Origin of the sequence: Rhodococcus sp. 5A-K4 (assembly GCF_046097995.1) — a bacterium.
GTDB classification, from domain to species: domain Bacteria; phylum Actinomycetota; class Actinomycetes; order Mycobacteriales; family Mycobacteriaceae; genus Rhodococcus_F; species Rhodococcus_F erythropolis.
Window position 1 is genome coordinate 72,085 of the sequence record NZ_JBJURM010000014.1, and the last position, 15,250, is coordinate 87,334.

Below are 15,250 nucleotides of genomic sequence, written 5' to 3' on the forward strand. Positions count from 1 at the left end.
GCAATGACGGGACGCATGTCCGCAATTGCGGGAACAGTCCGCGATCTGGGCATTCCACTGCCCGGACGCCGAATCGACTACGACGTCGCCGGAAAGGTCGTGCTGATCACCGGCGGAGGCGACGGTATCGGTTCCGCGCTGGCGCGTACTCTCCACCGGCGTGGGGCCACCGTGGCGCTGGTCGACGTCAACGAAAGTTCATTGGCAACGGCCGAGCGCTCATTCGAGTCACAGCGAGTCGTGACGGTGACGGCCGATGTCCGAGATCGGGACGGCATGACCGCAGCCGTGCAAACGATCATCGAGCAGCTGGGCAGAATCGACGTCGTGGTGGCCAACGCCGGAATCACCCCTCCCCCGGCAACATTGCGCCAGATCGATCCCGACGCCTTCGATCGTGTGCTCGACGTCAATCTCACCGGCGTCTTCAACACCGTGCATCCGACCATCGACGAGGTGATCCGCAACAGTGGGCACATCGTCGTCGTGTCATCGGCGGCGTCGTTCGCCCCCGGTTTGGGCGGCGCTTCGTACATGATCAGCAAGGCTGGGGTCGAAGCGCTCGGCCGGGCGCTGCGTCTCGAGGTTGCCGGCTACGGCGCCACTGCCGGCATCGCGTACTTCGGGATGGTGGATACACAACTTGCACGCGCCACACTCGACGACGACGAGATCGGGCGCAAACTCGACGCTCGACTACCCGGTCCCCTCCGTCATCGAATCTCCCCGGACCGTGCCGCCACGGTGATCGCAGACGCGATCGCGCGCCGCGCCGCGCGGACCCTTGCCCCCGCTGCCTGGGAACCCTGGGCGTGGGGACGCGGATTCATCAATGTCCTGGCCGACGGCTATCTGGCCAGGGACAAACAGGCACACGACCTGATCCGCGAACTCGAAGACAGAACCACCGCTGCGGCCCCGACGAATGCATCAGCCCTGACAAAGGCATCCAGGAGATCATCATGACCACGTTGTGTGCAGCCTTCCAGCGAGTGTCGGCGGTAGCGCCCGACTCGGTGGCCCTGCGAGACATCGGCGATGCGCGAACACTGACGTGGCGCGAGTACGCCGAACAGGTCCGCGAGGTTGCCGCGGGATTGGCCGGAATCGGCGTGGGACACGGCGACACGGTTGCCTTGATGATGAGTAACCGCATCGAGTTCTATCCGATCGACGTCGGTGCCCAACATCTCGGCGCGACGTCCTTCTCCATCTACAACACGTCGGCACCCGAAGCCATCCGTTACATCCTCGCCAATTCCGGTGCACGGGTTCTCGTCTGCGAAGACCGGTACGTGGATACGGTCCGCCGCTCGGGCGCCACACTCGAGACGATCGTCGTCGTCGACGCGCAATCGCATGTCCACCAGCCCGGCACCGTGACCCTGGAGCAGATGAAGAATTCTGCCGCATCGGATTTCGATTTCGAGGGCACCTGGCGTGCGGTGAAACCGAACGACGTCGCCACGTTGATCTACACCTCCGGCACGACCGGCAACCCCAAGGGCGTCGAGACGACTCATGCATGCCTGTTGTTCGAAACCAACGCCGTAAGCGCTGTACTCCCCGTCGAATTCGGCGACCGCATCACCTCGTACATGCCGTCGGCGCACATCGCCGATCGGCTCACCTGCCTGTACATGCAAATGGTGTTCGGCACCCAGATCACTGTCGTACCGGATCCGAGCCAGGTAGCGGCCGCGCTTCCGGACTGTCGCCCCACGATCTGGGGCAGCGTCCCCCGTGTGTGGGAAAAGCTGAAAGTTGCAGTCGAATCGGCTGTCGCCAACGAACCGGACGACGCGCGGCGAGCGGCGTTGCAGTGGGCACTCGACGTCGGTCGCACTCGTCTCGCACACTTACGAGCCGGTGAAACAGTCCCCGCCGAACTGGAAGCGGACTACGCCCGAGCCGATACGATGGTTCTGTCCGCTCTGCGTGCGAAACTCGGTTTTGCCGAACTGAAGTGGGCCATCTCTGGCGCCGCACCGATTCCGCCGGACACGTTGGCATTCTTTGCGGCCCTGGGAGTTCCGATCTCGGAGATCTGGGGAATGTCCGAGCTGACATGCATCGCGAGCACCGCGCCGGCCGAGCCGACCAAGCTCGGAACGGTCGGAAAGTTGCTCCCAGGCATGGAAATGCGCATCGAGGCGGACGGCGAGCTACTGGTTCGAGGCCCGTTGGTCATGAAGGGGTACCGCGGCGAACCGGCAAAAACGGCCGAAGCGATCAGTGCAGACGGGTGGCTCTCGACCGGAGATGTCGTCAGCGCCGACGCGGACGGCTACCTCACGGTGATCGATCGCAAGAAGGAGTTGATCATCAACGCGTCGGGAAAGAACATGTCACCGGCCGCCATCGAGACGGCAGTGAAGACGTCGTCGTCGTTGATCGGTGAGGTCGTGACGATCGGAGACGGCCGAAAGTTCAACACAGCGTTGATCACACTCAGCGCCGACGCCGCGGTCGGAGCGGCACGCTCACTGGGACTTGCGTCCGAGGCCGCGGTACTCGCCAAGGACGCTCGGATCGTCGACATCGTTGCAACTGCTGTCGCCGAGGGAAACTCGCGTCTGTCGAGGGCCGAGCAGATCAAACGGTTTCACGTACTCACCACGTTCTGGGAGCCAGGCGGCGACGAGCTGACACCGACGATGAAGCTCAGGCGCAAGCCGATAGCCGAGAAGTACGCATCCGAAATTGCAGCCCTCTATGCGGATTCGGTCGTAGAGGACGTCTACGAGCCTGCGCCCTGCGCATAGATCAGCGTCTCGGTGGCCTTGACCACAAACGTAGCGGCCGACCCCGGAACCAGATCGAGTTCGGCCGCTGCGCTCGCCGTGATGTCGGCAGACAAGCCCGGCTGGCCGGCTTCGTCCTCCGCTCGCACTCGGACGACATCGCCTCGGTTTTCGATCTCCGCGATCGTGACCGCAAACGCATTTCGTGGGCTGCCGTGCGGCGGATCCAGGAAGACCGACACTGCTCGCGGCTCGAAGACCGCCACGGCGGCACTGCCGGCCGGTAGGTCGGTCTCCGTCTGGCCCGCGATATCCACCCCGACCGGACTTCTGAGCACTCCGTCTCCGGCCATCGTGCCGCTGCGCAAGTTGATCCCGGCGATGCGTGCTGCGAATGCACTACGCGGGCGGGTCAGAACTGTTCGTACGTCACCACGTTCGACGACCCGGCCACCGTCCATGACGACAACCGTGTCGGCCAGCGCAAGTGCGTCCAGAGCGTCGTGCGTGACCAGTACGGCCGTGCGATCGCCGGTCCTGAGCACTCGGCGCAATAACGACCGCAGCGCGGGGGCGGAGGCGACATCGAGCGCGGACATCGGTTCGTCGAGTAGAAGCAGTTCGGGTTCAGCAGCCAATGCCCTCGCCACTGCAACCCGTTGCGCTTGGCCGCCGGAGAGTTGTGAAGGCTTGCGGTCAGCCAAATCGCCGGCGTCGACTGCGTCCAGCCAATGGCGCGCGGACTCGGCGGAATCGCGACGCGACCGCCCTGCACTGCGCGGCGCGAACGCCACGTTCGCAGCCGCACTGAGATGGGGAAAGAGAAGTGCCTCTTGCGCGAGTAGGGCAGTGCCGCGCCGATGGGGTGCCAACACGACTCCCCTACGGGTATCGGTGAGAACGCGGGAATTGAGTTCGATCAACCCGCGCCGCGGATGATGCAGTCCGGCAACTGCCGCCAGTACCGTCGACTTGCCGGCGCCGTTCGGCCCGAGGATGGCGGTCACCTCGCCCTCCGCGACGTCGAACGTCGCAACGACGTCGCGCTCCGGAATCTCGATGTCGACGTGGAGGCCACTCACAACGAACCCGCCGATCCGCGTCCACGCACCGCGACCACGATGACCACCGCGACTACGACCAACACCAGCGAAAGCGCCACCGCTGCATCCGGATCGGTCTCGCGCTGGAGATAGATTTCCAGCGGCAGGGTACGCGTCACCCCTTGCAGACTTCCCGCGAAGGTCAGCGTCGCACCGAATTCCCCCAGCGCGCGAGCGAAAGCCAGAACTGCCCCTGACACCAGACCGGGAAGCACCAGCGGCAGAGTCACCCGGCGAAGCACGGTGGTCGGGCGGGCTCCGAGCGTCGAGGCAACGGCCTCGTATCTTGTACCCGCAGTGCGTAGTGCACCTTCGAGGCTGACGACGAGGAACGGTAGCGCAACAAACGTCTGCGCCAGGACCACCGCGGTTGTCGAGAATGCTATCTGGATGCCGAGCACTTCCAACTGCTCACCGATCAACCCTTTGCGCCCGAACGTGTACAGCAACGCGATACCGCCCACCACAGGCGGCAGAACCAGCGGGAGCAGAATCAACGATCGAAGAACGGACAGTCCCCGAAAATGACTGCGCGCCAACACCGCGGCCATCGGTACCCCGAACAGGATGCACAGCAGCGTGCTCATCGCCGCTGTCTTCACACTCAGTTTCAACGCGGCAACCGACGATTCGGAAGTCACGAGTTCCCAGAACTGCGACCACTGCACAGTGGCCAGCATCGCGGCCAAGGGCGCGATGACAAACGCTCCGCCGATCAGCGCCGGAAGGTAAATCCATACCGGCAACCCGAGCGGAGCCCGGGCTGCCGGTCTTAGGTGTGTCACGGGGCAACGAATCCCGCGTCACTCAGAACTGCCAGGCCCTTAGGCCCCTTCACGAGATCGACGAATTTGGTTGCCGTTCCCGAATTCTTCGAATCCTTCAGCACCGCAATCTGGTACAGGTTGACCACCGTGGTGGCTTCCGGGAACGCGACCGTCTGCACCTTGTCACCCGCGGACTTCGCGTCGGTGACGTAAACGATGCCGGCATTGGCCTGCCCGGACGTCACCTTGTTGAGAACGTCCGTCACCGACGATTCCTCACTGACGGGCGAGAGGGTCTCACCTGTGGCCGTCTCGACCTTCTTCGTAGCCGCGCCGCACGGGACCTGCGGAGCGCAGATCACCAGTTGTGTCCCCTCCTTTGCCAGATCTGCGAAGGACGCGATGCCCTTCGGATTGCCAGGCGGTACAACGATCGTCAAGGTATTGCTCGCGAAATCCGAGGGCGACCCCGCGACGACACCGGCATCGGTGGCCTTGGTCATGTTGGCGGCGTCAGCCGAGGCGAACACGTCAGCCGGTGCGCCCTGGGTGATCTGGGCGACGAGATCCGAGGACCCGGCAAAGCTGAATGTGACCGATGAACCGGGGTTCTCGGACTCGAACTCCTTGCCGAGTTCGGTGAAGCTGTTCTTGAGTGACGCCGCCGCGAAGACGGTGATGCTTCCCGTGGCACTGTCACTGGAAGTGGTCGTGGTCGGAGCGGCCGACGACGTCTCCGACGACGAATTGTCGGAGGAACTACAACCGGTCACCAGGGCAAGCGAAAAGGCACCTGCTGCAACAAGTCCGACTACACGCTTCACGAATTTCCTCCAGTATGTTCAGAACTACGGCGTTTCCACGATGACCGTGGTGGCCTTCACGATTGCGACTCCGATACTCCCGACCTCGAGTCCGAGCTCCCGAACCGCGTCGGTACTCATCAACGAGACGACAGTGAAGGGCCCACACTGCATTTCGACCTGGGCCATCACCTTGTCGGTGACGACCTTGGTGACGAGGCCGGCGAACCGGTTGCGGGCCGAACTCGCACCCGTGAGCGGATCGGCCGGTGCGGGTCCGGCGTTGGACCGGGCGAAGCCCGCCAACTCGGCACCGTCGATGACCTTGCGGCCGGAGTCGTCCGTCGTCGCGGTGAGAAGCCCACCGTCGACCCACCGTCGAACGGTGTCGTCACTGACACCGAGCAGACCGGCAGCTTCGCGGATTCGAATGTTGGGCACCAGGTGATCGTAGGTCGCAAGTGCGGACCTAACAAGCCGAAATACTCCGCAGATGCGTGAACTGGTCAATCATGATCACGTATCTGCGGAGCATTGTCGATAGTTGCCGTAGACGAGTCAGCGCATCATTCTTCGGCCCAGGGCACGCGGCAGGAGTCGGTGCTGAACCCTTGCTCGGTGATCCCCAACGCCGAATACATCCGGGCGCGCATGTTTTCGAGCCCGATCTGATAGGTCAGTTCCACGACGCCCGCACGCCCGAACCTGCGCTCGAGATCCGCGACCTGCTCGTCCGTCACCCCGTTCTCCCCGTGCGGGTCACCGGTCATGGCATCGGCGTAGGCGATCGCGGCCCGCTCGTCCTCGCTGTACTTCGGTGAATCCCGGTAATTCGCGATCCCTTTCAGCTTGTCGATGTCCAAACCGTCCAGGCGCGAGAGCATCGTCCCGAAGTCGACACACCACGAGCAGCCGACAGTCCAGGCGACGCGATAGACGGCCAGTTCACGAATGTTCGACGGCAGCACCTTCGACGCCTTCTGCACGGCCATCTCGTGACGGGCAGCCGCGACGAACAATTTCCGATGGTTGGCCAGGACGGCAAAGGGCTCGGGGACTTCGTCGTACTGCCTGGCGGCGAATTTGTATGCCACTTTGATCAACGGACTGGCTTCTGACGGTGTCACTGCGGGAATGCGAGTCATGGCAAGCCTCCGTATGTTCTGGGGCACCGGATTCGATGCTCTCTACAGAGTTGGACGATGGCGGCGATTCAAACGTGACAAGCACCGCGTCCGAGCGGATGTGAGGATGCGGTGTCAGCCGACTAAGCTGCAAAGATGCCTTCGACGCCCCGCAACCGCACCGTCTCGCGTCTGCAGCCGTTCGCATCCACGATCTTCGCCGAGATGACAGCGTTGGCCACACTTCACGACGCGGTCAACCTCGGTCAGGGCTTTCCGGATACCGACGGTCCTGCGGCCATGCTCGAAGTAGCGCGCCGAGCCATCGCCGAAGGCGTCAATCAATACCCGCCCGGTCCGGGCATGCCCGTCTTGCGCCAAGCCATCGCGGAGGATCGGCGCATCCGCTACGGACTCGTCAGTGATCCCGACTCCGAAGTTCTGGTCACCGTCGGCGCCACCGAGGCGATCAGTGCTGCAATTCTCGGACTGGTCGAACCCGGCGAAGAAGTAGTGCTGATCGAGCCGTACTACGACTCCTACGCTGCATCCGTCGCATTGGCAGGCGCTGTGCGTCGGACTGTTCCGCTGGTCGCCGCGGGAGACGGATTCGCGGTCGATCTCGATGCATTGCGCGGCGCGATCACCGCCAAGACGAAGATGCTGATCGTCAACAGTCCTCACAACCCCACCGGCACCGTATTCGCCGATCACGAACTTCGAGCGATCGCCGAACTCGCGTGCGAACGCGACCTGATCGTGTTGAGTGACGAGGTCTACGAGCACTTGGTCTTCGACGGCCTCGCCCACACACCGATGGCGTCGCTCCCGGGCATGCGTGAGCGCACCGTCACTGTGTCCAGTGCCGCAAAGACTTTCAATGTCACCGGCTGGAAGACCGGCTGGGCGATCGGCCCCCGAGAACTCATCGACGGAGTCCGTGCCGCCAAGCAGTTCATGTCATTTGTTGCCGGTGCACCATTTCAACCGGCCGTTGCCTACGCGCTGACCAACGAACAGCCGTGGGTCGTCGAACTTCGACAGAGCTTGCAGGGCAAACGGGACGTACTCGGAAAAGCTCTGACCGAGGCCGGTTTCACGGTGCATTCCGGCGGCGGCACGTACTTTCTCCTTGCCGACATCAGACCGTTGGGTGAAACCGACGCGGGAGATTTCTGTCGCGCACTGCCCGAGCGTATCGGCGTCGCGGCCGTACCGGTCGACGTGTTCGCGGACAACCGCGACGATTGGAAGCACCTGGTGCGCTTCGCCTTCTGCAAGCAGGACCATATTCTTTCCGAAGCTGCACGCCGTCTCCACCTGCTCCAAGGAGCAGCGCACCCATGACAGCGCGGACCATCCCGACCGCATTCGTCCACCGCTACCTCGCGTTCTCGCCGGACAACGACGTCGATTTGTCTGGTGCACTGCGAGCTGCTGGGATCGACCTGGAGACATTGTCGGACGCTCGCGCACGGCTGACCCCAACTCAGGTCACCACCTTCATCCAAACCACGTGGCAGATCACCGACGACGAATTGTTCGGCCTCGGATCCGCCCCGGTCCCCCGTGGCACTTTCCGATTGATCTGCCTGACGTTGATCCATTGCCCCGACCTCGGATCAGCCTTCGCTCGAATGTCCGACGTGATCCGTGCACTACCGGCTCTCGCCCCACTGGCGATCGAGAAGGGCGAGGAAAGCACGCGGGTGAGCTTCGCAGTTCGCGCTCGCGAAGGCGTCGCCGAACCTGATGTCGCAGAACGTGTCACAACCGATTTTGTCCTGATCTTGCTGCACCGATTTTCCGCGTGGTTGATCGGAAAGCGCGTCCGACTTCGGGCAGTCGAATTTCCGTACTCGGCACCGGATGCGCGGTTGGCGCAGGACTACGACTACATCTTCGGAGCGCCGGTCACCTTCGGCGCGCAGCGAGCGGCACTGGAGTTCGACAACTCGGCCATGCGCGCACCGATCATCCAAACCGAGGAGACGTTGGAGGAGTACCTCCGAGAATCTCCGATTCAGCTCATGTCCGAACGCGATTACGACAGCACTGCGTCGGCGCAGGTGCGACGGGTCCTGGAACTCGGGGTGAAGGGGCGAACCTCCACGGCCGAGGAGATCGCCGAGATGCTCTCGATCAGCGTTCCCCATCTGCGTCGACTGCTGCGGCGTGACGGAACATCACTGAATCAACTACGCGAGGAAGTGCTCCGCGACGTAGCCATCGCTGGTTTGCGGCGCGGAGAATCCGTCGAAGTACTCTCGGCGCGATTGGGGTTCTCCGAGCCCAGCGCGTTCCGTCGGGCCTTCAAACGATGGACCGGCGACACTCCGAGTTCGTACCGCTAGCTGACGCAGAACTCGTTTCCTTCGGGATCGGTCATCGTGATCCACACGCTCGGCCCCTGCGCTCCCCGGTGCAGGATCGTCGCCCCCACCGTCTCGAGGTGCGCTGCGACATCCTCGCGCTTGTCGCCCACTCGTATGTCGAAATGGAGCCGGTTCTTCACCGTCTTCGATTCCGGAACCAGTTGGAACAGAACGCGGGGACGTTCGGGATGCTCCGGATCGCTGATGGCTGCACCTTCGCGCCAGACGAGAACTCCCTCGAAGGTCGTGGTGTCAGATTCCTTGGCGTGACCAGCAGCGACGAGGCCCCTGATGAAGTCTTCGTCGCTGGGCTCCGCTGCCCACCCGAGTGCTGCGGCCCACCACTTCGCCTGTTCGTGCGGGTGTGCCGAATCTACTGTGACTTGAAATTCGTATCCCATGTTCCGACGTTAACGCCGACCACCGACACCTAGTGAAGGTTCAGCCGAGCCCGGGCATCAGTCGACACTCTTGATGGTCTTCATGGTGATCAGCGATGTCACCCGCGAGACAGCCGGAAGCCCGCTGAGCTTGGTGACCATGAAATTCTCGTACGTCGCGAGATCTTTCACCGCGACCCGAATGAAGTAGTCGGGAATTCCGAACAACCGCCGACATTCGATCACTTCGTCGAAGGCGGCGACCTGGGATTCGAAGTCCTCGATGGTCGCCTGGTCGTTGACTCCGATCTCGGCGGTGACGATCACTTGAAATCCTCGGCCAAGCGCTTCCTGACTGACGATCGCGCGGTACCCGGTGATGATTCCGTCGGCTTCGAGCTTTTTCACGCGGCGCAGGCAAGGGGACGGTGTCAGACCCACCAGATCCGCCAATTCCGTGTTCGTCAGACTCGAGTCCTGACGGAGGTGAAACAAAATTGCGTCATCCATGGCATCCATCGCACTATTATTGCGCACTGTTCAATATGTGGGCATTCTGAGCAATCGATCACCTCGATCTTTGTTATAGATTTGCGTCGTGATCGAACCAGCATCGTCGACGGCCGCGCCTGCCGTCGAACTCTCGCCGCGAACCCCGGCGTGGCGGCATGCCTTCCAACTGTCGCTGCCGGTCGGATTCGGCCTGCTCCCACTCGGGATAGCCCTGGGCGTTCTTGTGGTCCAACAGGGCCTCAACCCTTGGTGGGCAGTCGCTTTCACCTCGCTGATCTACGCCGGATCGCTGGAGTTTCTCGCCGTCGGAATGGTCGCGGCCATGACACCACTGCCGTACGTCGCTCTGACCGCACTGCTGGTCAACTTTCGACATGTGTTCTACGCCTTGAGTTTTCCGCTGGAAAAGATTCGCAACCCCTTCGCTCGCTTCTACAGCATGTTCGCGCTGACCGACGAGGCCTATGCGATGTCGGTAACTGCCGATCCCAAGGCACTCACCGGACGCGTCATCGTCTACTCCCAGCTGTACCTCCACGGCTACTGGATCGGTGGCGCGATCCTGGGCGCGACGGCAGGACAGTGGATTCCAGATTCGATAGTCGGTCTCGACTTCGCTCTGACCGCACTGTTCGTCGTCCTCTCGATCGAGGCAATTCGCGCACAAAACGGATTCGCGGTGCCGGTCGCTGCGGTCACCTGCGCTCTGGTCGCCCGGCTCGCAGCCCCGGATCACATGCTGCCAATTGCAATGGGCGCCTTCGTGCTCTTCCTGATCGGCCGCTTTGTCTACGACTCACGAAAGGCGAAGATCGATGCCTGACACCTCGTACATCTTTGCGGCGGTCGCAGTCATGGCCGTGGTCACCTTCGCGCTGCGCGCAATCCCCTTCGCCGCGCTCATGCCGCTGCGCTCCTCCGCCCTGGTCGGCTACCTCGGCATCTACATGCCGGCCGGCGTCATGCTGATCCTCGTGATGTATTCACTCAAAGGGGTGTCGATCACCGCCCCGTCTCACGGCCTCCCCGAACTGATTGCAGTGTGTGCCACGATCGTCGCGCACCTGTGGCGAAAGAATGCCGTCCTGAGCATCGTTGTCGGAACGACGATCTACGTTGCGCTGGTCAATACCGTGTTTGCCTGAGCAATTCCCATCCGGGAGCAAAGCAGCTTTACTCCCGGATGGGTGATTTGTAACCTCCAGGCGCTTATCTGAACAGTTGAACACTTATACGATTTCAGTAGGGTGGCCGCCGGCCGCGACTGAAAGATCGGTGAGGTTCGATGTCCACGACAATGACCACGACGGGCACCCGAATCGCCGGCGCTTGGCACAGTCTGGATCGAGGCCAGCGTCGAAGCATCATCGGAATGACCGTCACCGTCGTTGCACTCAACGTCGTCGGGTGGGCAGTTCTTCTCGGTCTGGTTGTCCCCGGCCACTACACGATCGAAGGCAGTGTCTTCGGCATCGGACTCGGTGTCACGGCGTACACGCTCGGCATGCGCCATGCTTTCGACGCCGATCACATCGCCGCCATCGACAACACCACTCGGAAGTTGGTGGCGGACGGCAAGAAACCGATGTCCGTCGGTTTCTGGTTTTCACTCGGACACTCCACCATCGTCTTTGTTCTCGTCGCACTTCTGGCGTTGGGTGTGCGGCAACTTGCCACCAGCCTTTCCGACGACAACTCCGATCTGGAAAAGTGGACCGGCTTGTTCGGCACCACCATTTCCGGAACGTTCCTGATCTTGATCGGCCTCCTGAATCTTTTCTCTCTCATCGGGATTCATCGGGTGTACACGAAGTACAAGGCCGGAACCTTCGACGAGGAACAACTCGAGAAGGAACTCGACAGCCGCGGCGCCCTCAACAAGATCCTGGGCCCGGTGATGAAGATGGTTCGCAAGCCCTGGCACATGTACCCGGTCGGCCTACTGTTCGGACTGGGATTCGACACCGTCACCGAAGTGGGACTGTTGGTGATCGCCGGCGGCGCGGCAGCGACAGGGCTCCCGTGGTATTCGATCCTCGTTCTACCGATACTCTTCTGCGCCGGGATGTCTCTGTTCGACTCGATCGACGGATCGTTCATGAACTTCGCTTACGGTTGGGCATTTGCCCAGCCGGTACGAAAGATCTACTACAACATGGTGATCACCGGACTCTCGGTGGCAGTGGCACTGCTGATCGGGACCCAGGAAATCATCTCGATCTTCACCGACAAACTCGACATCCACGACGGGATTCTCGGCGCCATCGGGAACTTGGATCTCGGCGCGATGGGCTTCATCATCGTCGGACTCTTTGTTGTCACCTGGCTGATCGCCCTCCTCGTGTGGCGGTACGGCCGCATCGAAGAACGGTGGCAGGCACAATCCGTTGCCGCCGCACCTCGATCGACCGCTGAATAGTTTGGCAATCCGAGTCTTCTACGCACATTCAGTGCGTTTCCCACATTTATCGGAAGACGCATCCCGCGGAGTTGGCGAGATGCAATAGTGGAGTTCGAACGGGGTGAGCCCCGGCTAGGAGAAAACGGTGCGGATACGTCATGCGGTAGTGGGTGTGGCAATCACGGGACTTGTTCTTGCAGTGGCCGGCTGCGGTAGCGGCGACGGCGAAGCTGCCGAAGGACCAGGGATCGCCGTGGCGGCGGAAACCAAGCAAGTTCCCGACCGGGTGACCGTGCATCGACCTGGCCTCATCGACACCAGCATTTCCCCGTTCGACGTGCCTGCATGGCCTGGGCCGCACCCCTCCGAATTCCTCGAGCCCAACCCGCCGTCGGGCGAGAGCGGTGAGATCGCCGGCGACCAAGCTGCGGCAACGTACGCGGCCTCGCTCGACAACCCCGATGCTCTATGGAATGTCGGTGGCACGGTGCAGTGGCTGGTTGTCGATCCGTTCCGTGAAGGTCTTCCACCGAGGTCTCCGCACTGACCGGATCCAACGATCGTTGCGAATTCAGTTCGGCCCCAATGCAGCACAGAACTCGCCGGGTTGATCGACATGCAACCGCAGCCCACCGATCGTGGTGGGACTGGCCTTCGAGAGCCGTTTCGGGAGCGTGACCGAGAGCGGCTGATCGAAGTCGACATCCACGACAGTGCCGTCGGGCCCCGGCAGAACCAAGCGATCGTCGACAATCACATTTGCTGTCTCACCGAACCTTCGGACCATGCTCGCCCGCGAAATCCGTGATCGGTCCACCTCGACTCGAATGCCCGTGCCGGATCGAAACACTACCGTTCGAGCTGACACGAGATGTGGGTGCACGACGCGTCCGGCAAGCCAACCGCCAATCGCAATCAGCGACAACACCGTTGCAACCAGCAGCACGACGCGAAGCCACTGCCACGGCACCAGGAAGTGAATCGCTACTGCCTCGATCACACTCGCCGCAACAAATGCCACCGGTATCGACATTGTCCCCCTCGCGTAGCCGAAAGTCGCTGTATCACTGGAACCTCCGTCTCTCCGACCCGTCGAGAGCAACCACAGTGATCGGATCACGCCGTACCGCCTGACATGAGACGTGTTGCGACGCGCGCGACCACTTCACGTTGCGCTGGATCGGGCACCAGGTCCGCGATCCCAACCGAGAATCCCACACCTGCGGAGTCTCCGTCTGAGTACACATCGCCGAGTACCCCGTCCAGTGATTCCTCCAGTTCGTCCGACAAGTACGCGATCTCGTCTGCAACCTCGGCTACCTCGCGCCCAGCCAGAGCGGCGAAACGACGGTACAGATCGACAATTCTCTTCCGGTCGCCCTCGTCGGACAGCAATCGCGCAGCCGTGGAGAACAGTTCGTGTGGCGCTGCTCCCGAGATCGCCACCAATTCCCACATGTCGCGTTCACGCTCGAACAGACGCCGAACCGAATCCGTCGTGGACGACGCGATCAACTCGTCGAACGCAGACAGCAACTCCACCGGAAGCGGCGAGACCACCCGGCCGGCGCCTCGCGCCGAGAGCATTTCCTGGAGGCGCACTCGCTGGTCTGCGAGGACGCGCTGTTTCCGGTCTATCTCCGCGATCAAGGAGGAAAGATCTTCGGCGAAGTCGTCCGGTTCTCGTGCATCGATCGGCGTCGGTTCGATCATCGAGGCAATGGATCCGAGTGGAATGCCGGCGGCGGTGAGCCAACGAATGCGCATCAGCCTGACCAGATCGGGAAGTTCGTAAGTTCTGTAACCGTTGGACAGTCGTCTCGGCTCGGCCAGCAGCCCCAGTCGGTGATAGTGCCGAACGGTCCGCGGAGTGGTGCCTGCCGCACTGGCCACGTCGCTGATTCGCATACGAACAGCATCAACTATGACGCTACGTCATAGTCAAGGCCGGCATGCCGGCCTTGAGGCCTAAGGTCCTGTTCTGCCTGCCAAGAGTTTCGCAGACGAATTTCGCGGGTATTGATCACTTGCGGCGGCGATTTCCAGAGCGAGGGGTCAGCCGCGCAAGGTCTGCCCCCGGCTGTCACTCGCCGGGTGGCGGGCCGCCAAAACCAGCGGGCCGCCGAAAACAATCTGTGCCAGGCGATGATTTCGATGCAAACGACACGACTCGACACCATCCTGATTCTGATCGTCGGGACGGCAATCGGACTGAGCGTCTGGCTGGCCACGCAGGAACCATTCGCATCGATCGGACTCGGAATCGCAACGGTGGTGATCTGCTGGATCTCTTGCTCGATGATCCACGGCTTCCCACACCGATCGACGAAGGACATGCGTCCGCGCGAGAACCAGGATCGCGAGTCACCGAAACGGCGCTGACGCCGCGTAGGGATGAGGCCAACCGTGGAGGCCCGGACACAGCGAAGTGAGTGGTTCACCTGTCGCAGGTGAACTACTCACTTCGGTCAGAGGATCACACCTCGTCAGGTCGCCAGGTCGCGACGGCCCAGATCACGGCGACGTCGAGGGCGATGATCACGATCGACCACAGCGGGTAGTACGGCATCCACAGGAAATTCGCCACGATCGAGAGCGCCGCGATCACGAAGGCCATGCCGCGGGCCCACGTCATGCCGACGAACAATCCCAGCGACACCGCGATGCCGATGATTCCGAGCACGATGTGGATCCAACCCCATGTCGTGACATCGAATTCGAAGGTGTAGTTGACTCCGACGATCAGCAGGTCGTTGTCTGCGAGAGCCGCGATGCCCTGGAGCAACGCGACGATTCCCGCGACGAAGAGCAGGCAGGCTGCCGCCACCGTGGTCCCGATGGCAAAGCCTTGTCGGACAGGATGGTTCGCATGAGATTGGTGCGGAGCAGTCATGACGTCCCCTTCTTCGGCGAAATAGCGTGAGAACAGTATTCAAAGGTTCACGCCGACGGACATCACCCAGCAAGGATGAACAGCCGTCCAGCACTGCAATCAAGATTCATGGGAACATATGTTCGATTTCGGTGTACGGTGGAGCTT

19 protein-coding genes are annotated in these 15,250 nt (G+C 62.0%); 9 read left to right on the plus strand and 10 right to left on the minus strand.

Annotated features, from left to right (window positions below):
- Positions 1 to 3 precede the first annotated feature (3 nt).
- Positions 4 to 966, plus strand: a complete 963-nt coding sequence (locus tag ACKAMS_RS19150; protein WP_029536915.1) for an SDR family oxidoreductase — start codon at positions 4 to 6, stop codon at positions 964 to 966.
- Positions 963 to 2,765, plus strand: coding sequence for a fatty acid--CoA ligase FadD11 (fadD11, locus tag ACKAMS_RS19155; protein WP_408989383.1), 1,803 nt, complete (start codon positions 963 to 965; stop codon positions 2,763 to 2,765). Before ACKAMS_RS19150 ends, fadD11 begins: the two co-directional genes overlap by 4 nt.
- Here the strand turns inward: fadD11 and ACKAMS_RS19160 are convergent.
- The 5 genes from ACKAMS_RS19160 to ACKAMS_RS19180 form a co-directional block, all read right to left on the minus strand.
- Positions 2,741 to 3,826: a sulfate/molybdate ABC transporter ATP-binding protein gene (locus tag ACKAMS_RS19160; RefSeq protein ID WP_408989384.1), complete on the minus strand. Its 1,086-nt coding sequence runs from the start codon at positions 3,824 to 3,826 to the stop codon at positions 2,741 to 2,743. The two genes, fadD11 and ACKAMS_RS19160, sit on opposite strands and share 25 nt — an antisense overlap.
- Complete coding sequence (locus ACKAMS_RS19165) at positions 3,823 to 4,632, minus strand: ABC transporter permease (RefSeq protein WP_408989385.1); 810 nt, start codon at positions 4,630 to 4,632, stop codon at positions 3,823 to 3,825. Before ACKAMS_RS19165 ends, ACKAMS_RS19160 begins: the two co-directional genes overlap by 4 nt.
- Positions 4,629 to 5,438, minus strand: a complete 810-nt coding sequence (gene modA / locus ACKAMS_RS19170) for a molybdate ABC transporter substrate-binding protein (RefSeq protein ID WP_408989386.1) — start codon at positions 5,436 to 5,438, stop codon at positions 4,629 to 4,631. The genes ACKAMS_RS19165 and modA overlap by 4 nt, the downstream gene beginning before the upstream one ends.
- Before the next feature lie 24 nt (positions 5,439 to 5,462).
- Positions 5,463 to 5,858, minus strand: coding sequence for a molybdopterin-binding protein (locus ACKAMS_RS19175; RefSeq protein ID WP_003940157.1), 396 nt, complete (start codon positions 5,856 to 5,858; stop codon positions 5,463 to 5,465).
- Positions 5,859 to 5,983: 125 nt separating this feature from the next.
- Entirely contained in the window at positions 5,984 to 6,562 is a 579-nt protein-coding gene (locus ACKAMS_RS19180) for a carboxymuconolactone decarboxylase family protein (RefSeq protein WP_020908828.1), read from the minus strand.
- A gap of 135 nt (positions 6,563 to 6,697) precedes the next feature.
- Between ACKAMS_RS19180 and ACKAMS_RS19185 the strand changes: the two genes are divergently transcribed.
- Together ACKAMS_RS19185 and ACKAMS_RS19190 are read left to right on the plus strand one after the other, a co-directional pair.
- Positions 6,698 to 7,888, plus strand: a complete 1,191-nt coding sequence (locus ACKAMS_RS19185) for a pyridoxal phosphate-dependent aminotransferase (protein WP_408989387.1) — start codon at positions 6,698 to 6,700, stop codon at positions 7,886 to 7,888.
- Positions 7,885 to 8,895 carry an AraC family transcriptional regulator gene (locus ACKAMS_RS19190; RefSeq protein ID WP_019744973.1) on the plus strand — a complete coding sequence of 337 codons (1,011 nt, stop codon included), beginning with the start codon at positions 7,885 to 7,887 and terminating at the stop codon, positions 8,893 to 8,895. The genes ACKAMS_RS19185 and ACKAMS_RS19190 overlap by 4 nt, the downstream gene beginning before the upstream one ends.
- Here ACKAMS_RS19190 and ACKAMS_RS19195 read toward each other — a convergent pair.
- Together ACKAMS_RS19195 and ACKAMS_RS19200 are read right to left on the minus strand one after the other, a co-directional pair.
- A complete protein-coding gene (locus ACKAMS_RS19195) occupies positions 8,892 to 9,317 on the minus strand; it encodes a VOC family protein (protein WP_003940409.1) in 426 nt (141 codons plus the stop codon). The two genes, ACKAMS_RS19190 and ACKAMS_RS19195, sit on opposite strands and share 4 nt — an antisense overlap.
- Positions 9,318 to 9,374: 57 nt before the next feature.
- Complete coding sequence (locus ACKAMS_RS19200) at positions 9,375 to 9,815, minus strand: Lrp/AsnC family transcriptional regulator (RefSeq protein WP_020970517.1); 441 nt, start codon at positions 9,813 to 9,815, stop codon at positions 9,375 to 9,377.
- 79 nt (positions 9,816 to 9,894) lie between these two features.
- On the opposite strand from ACKAMS_RS19200, the gene ACKAMS_RS19205 reads away from it, so the two are divergent.
- From ACKAMS_RS19205 to ACKAMS_RS19220, 4 genes are all read left to right on the plus strand, one after another.
- Positions 9,895 to 10,632: an AzlC family ABC transporter permease gene (locus ACKAMS_RS19205; protein WP_020970518.1), complete on the plus strand. Its 738-nt coding sequence runs from the start codon at positions 9,895 to 9,897 to the stop codon at positions 10,630 to 10,632.
- Positions 10,625 to 10,954: a branched-chain amino acid transporter permease gene (locus ACKAMS_RS19210; protein ID WP_070385591.1), complete on the plus strand. Its 330-nt coding sequence runs from the start codon at positions 10,625 to 10,627 to the stop codon at positions 10,952 to 10,954. Before ACKAMS_RS19205 ends, ACKAMS_RS19210 begins: the two co-directional genes overlap by 8 nt.
- A 140-nt stretch (positions 10,955 to 11,094) precedes the next feature.
- Positions 11,095 to 12,228: a HoxN/HupN/NixA family nickel/cobalt transporter gene (locus ACKAMS_RS19215; protein WP_037136755.1), complete on the plus strand. Its 1,134-nt coding sequence runs from the start codon at positions 11,095 to 11,097 to the stop codon at positions 12,226 to 12,228.
- 127 nt (positions 12,229 to 12,355) lie between these two features.
- Positions 12,356 to 12,757, plus strand: a complete 402-nt coding sequence (locus ACKAMS_RS19220; RefSeq protein WP_408989388.1) for a hypothetical protein — start codon at positions 12,356 to 12,358, stop codon at positions 12,755 to 12,757.
- Positions 12,758 to 12,781: 24 nt separating this feature from the next.
- Here the strand turns inward: ACKAMS_RS19220 and ACKAMS_RS19225 are convergent, their stop codons facing one another.
- The gene (locus tag ACKAMS_RS19225; RefSeq protein WP_042952749.1) at positions 12,782 to 13,243 is read right to left on the minus strand and encodes a hypothetical protein; all 462 of its coding nucleotides are present in this window, start codon (positions 13,241 to 13,243) and stop codon (positions 12,782 to 12,784) included.
- An 83-nt stretch (positions 13,244 to 13,326) separates the two neighbouring features.
- On the minus strand, positions 13,327 to 14,118 hold the full coding sequence (locus tag ACKAMS_RS19230; protein ID WP_408989389.1) for a MerR family transcriptional regulator: 792 nt from the start codon (positions 14,116 to 14,118) through the stop codon (positions 13,327 to 13,329).
- Between the two features lie 246 nt (positions 14,119 to 14,364).
- On the opposite strand from ACKAMS_RS19230, the gene ACKAMS_RS19235 reads away from it, so the two are divergent.
- Complete coding sequence (locus tag ACKAMS_RS19235) at positions 14,365 to 14,592, plus strand: hypothetical protein (protein WP_020970523.1); 228 nt, start codon at positions 14,365 to 14,367, stop codon at positions 14,590 to 14,592.
- A 94-nt stretch (positions 14,593 to 14,686) separates the two neighbouring features.
- On the opposite strand, the gene ACKAMS_RS19240 is transcribed toward ACKAMS_RS19235, so the two are convergent.
- Positions 14,687 to 15,103, minus strand: a complete 417-nt coding sequence (locus ACKAMS_RS19240; RefSeq protein WP_003940106.1) for a hypothetical protein — start codon at positions 15,101 to 15,103, stop codon at positions 14,687 to 14,689.
- Between the last annotated feature and the right edge of the window lie 147 nt (positions 15,104 to 15,250).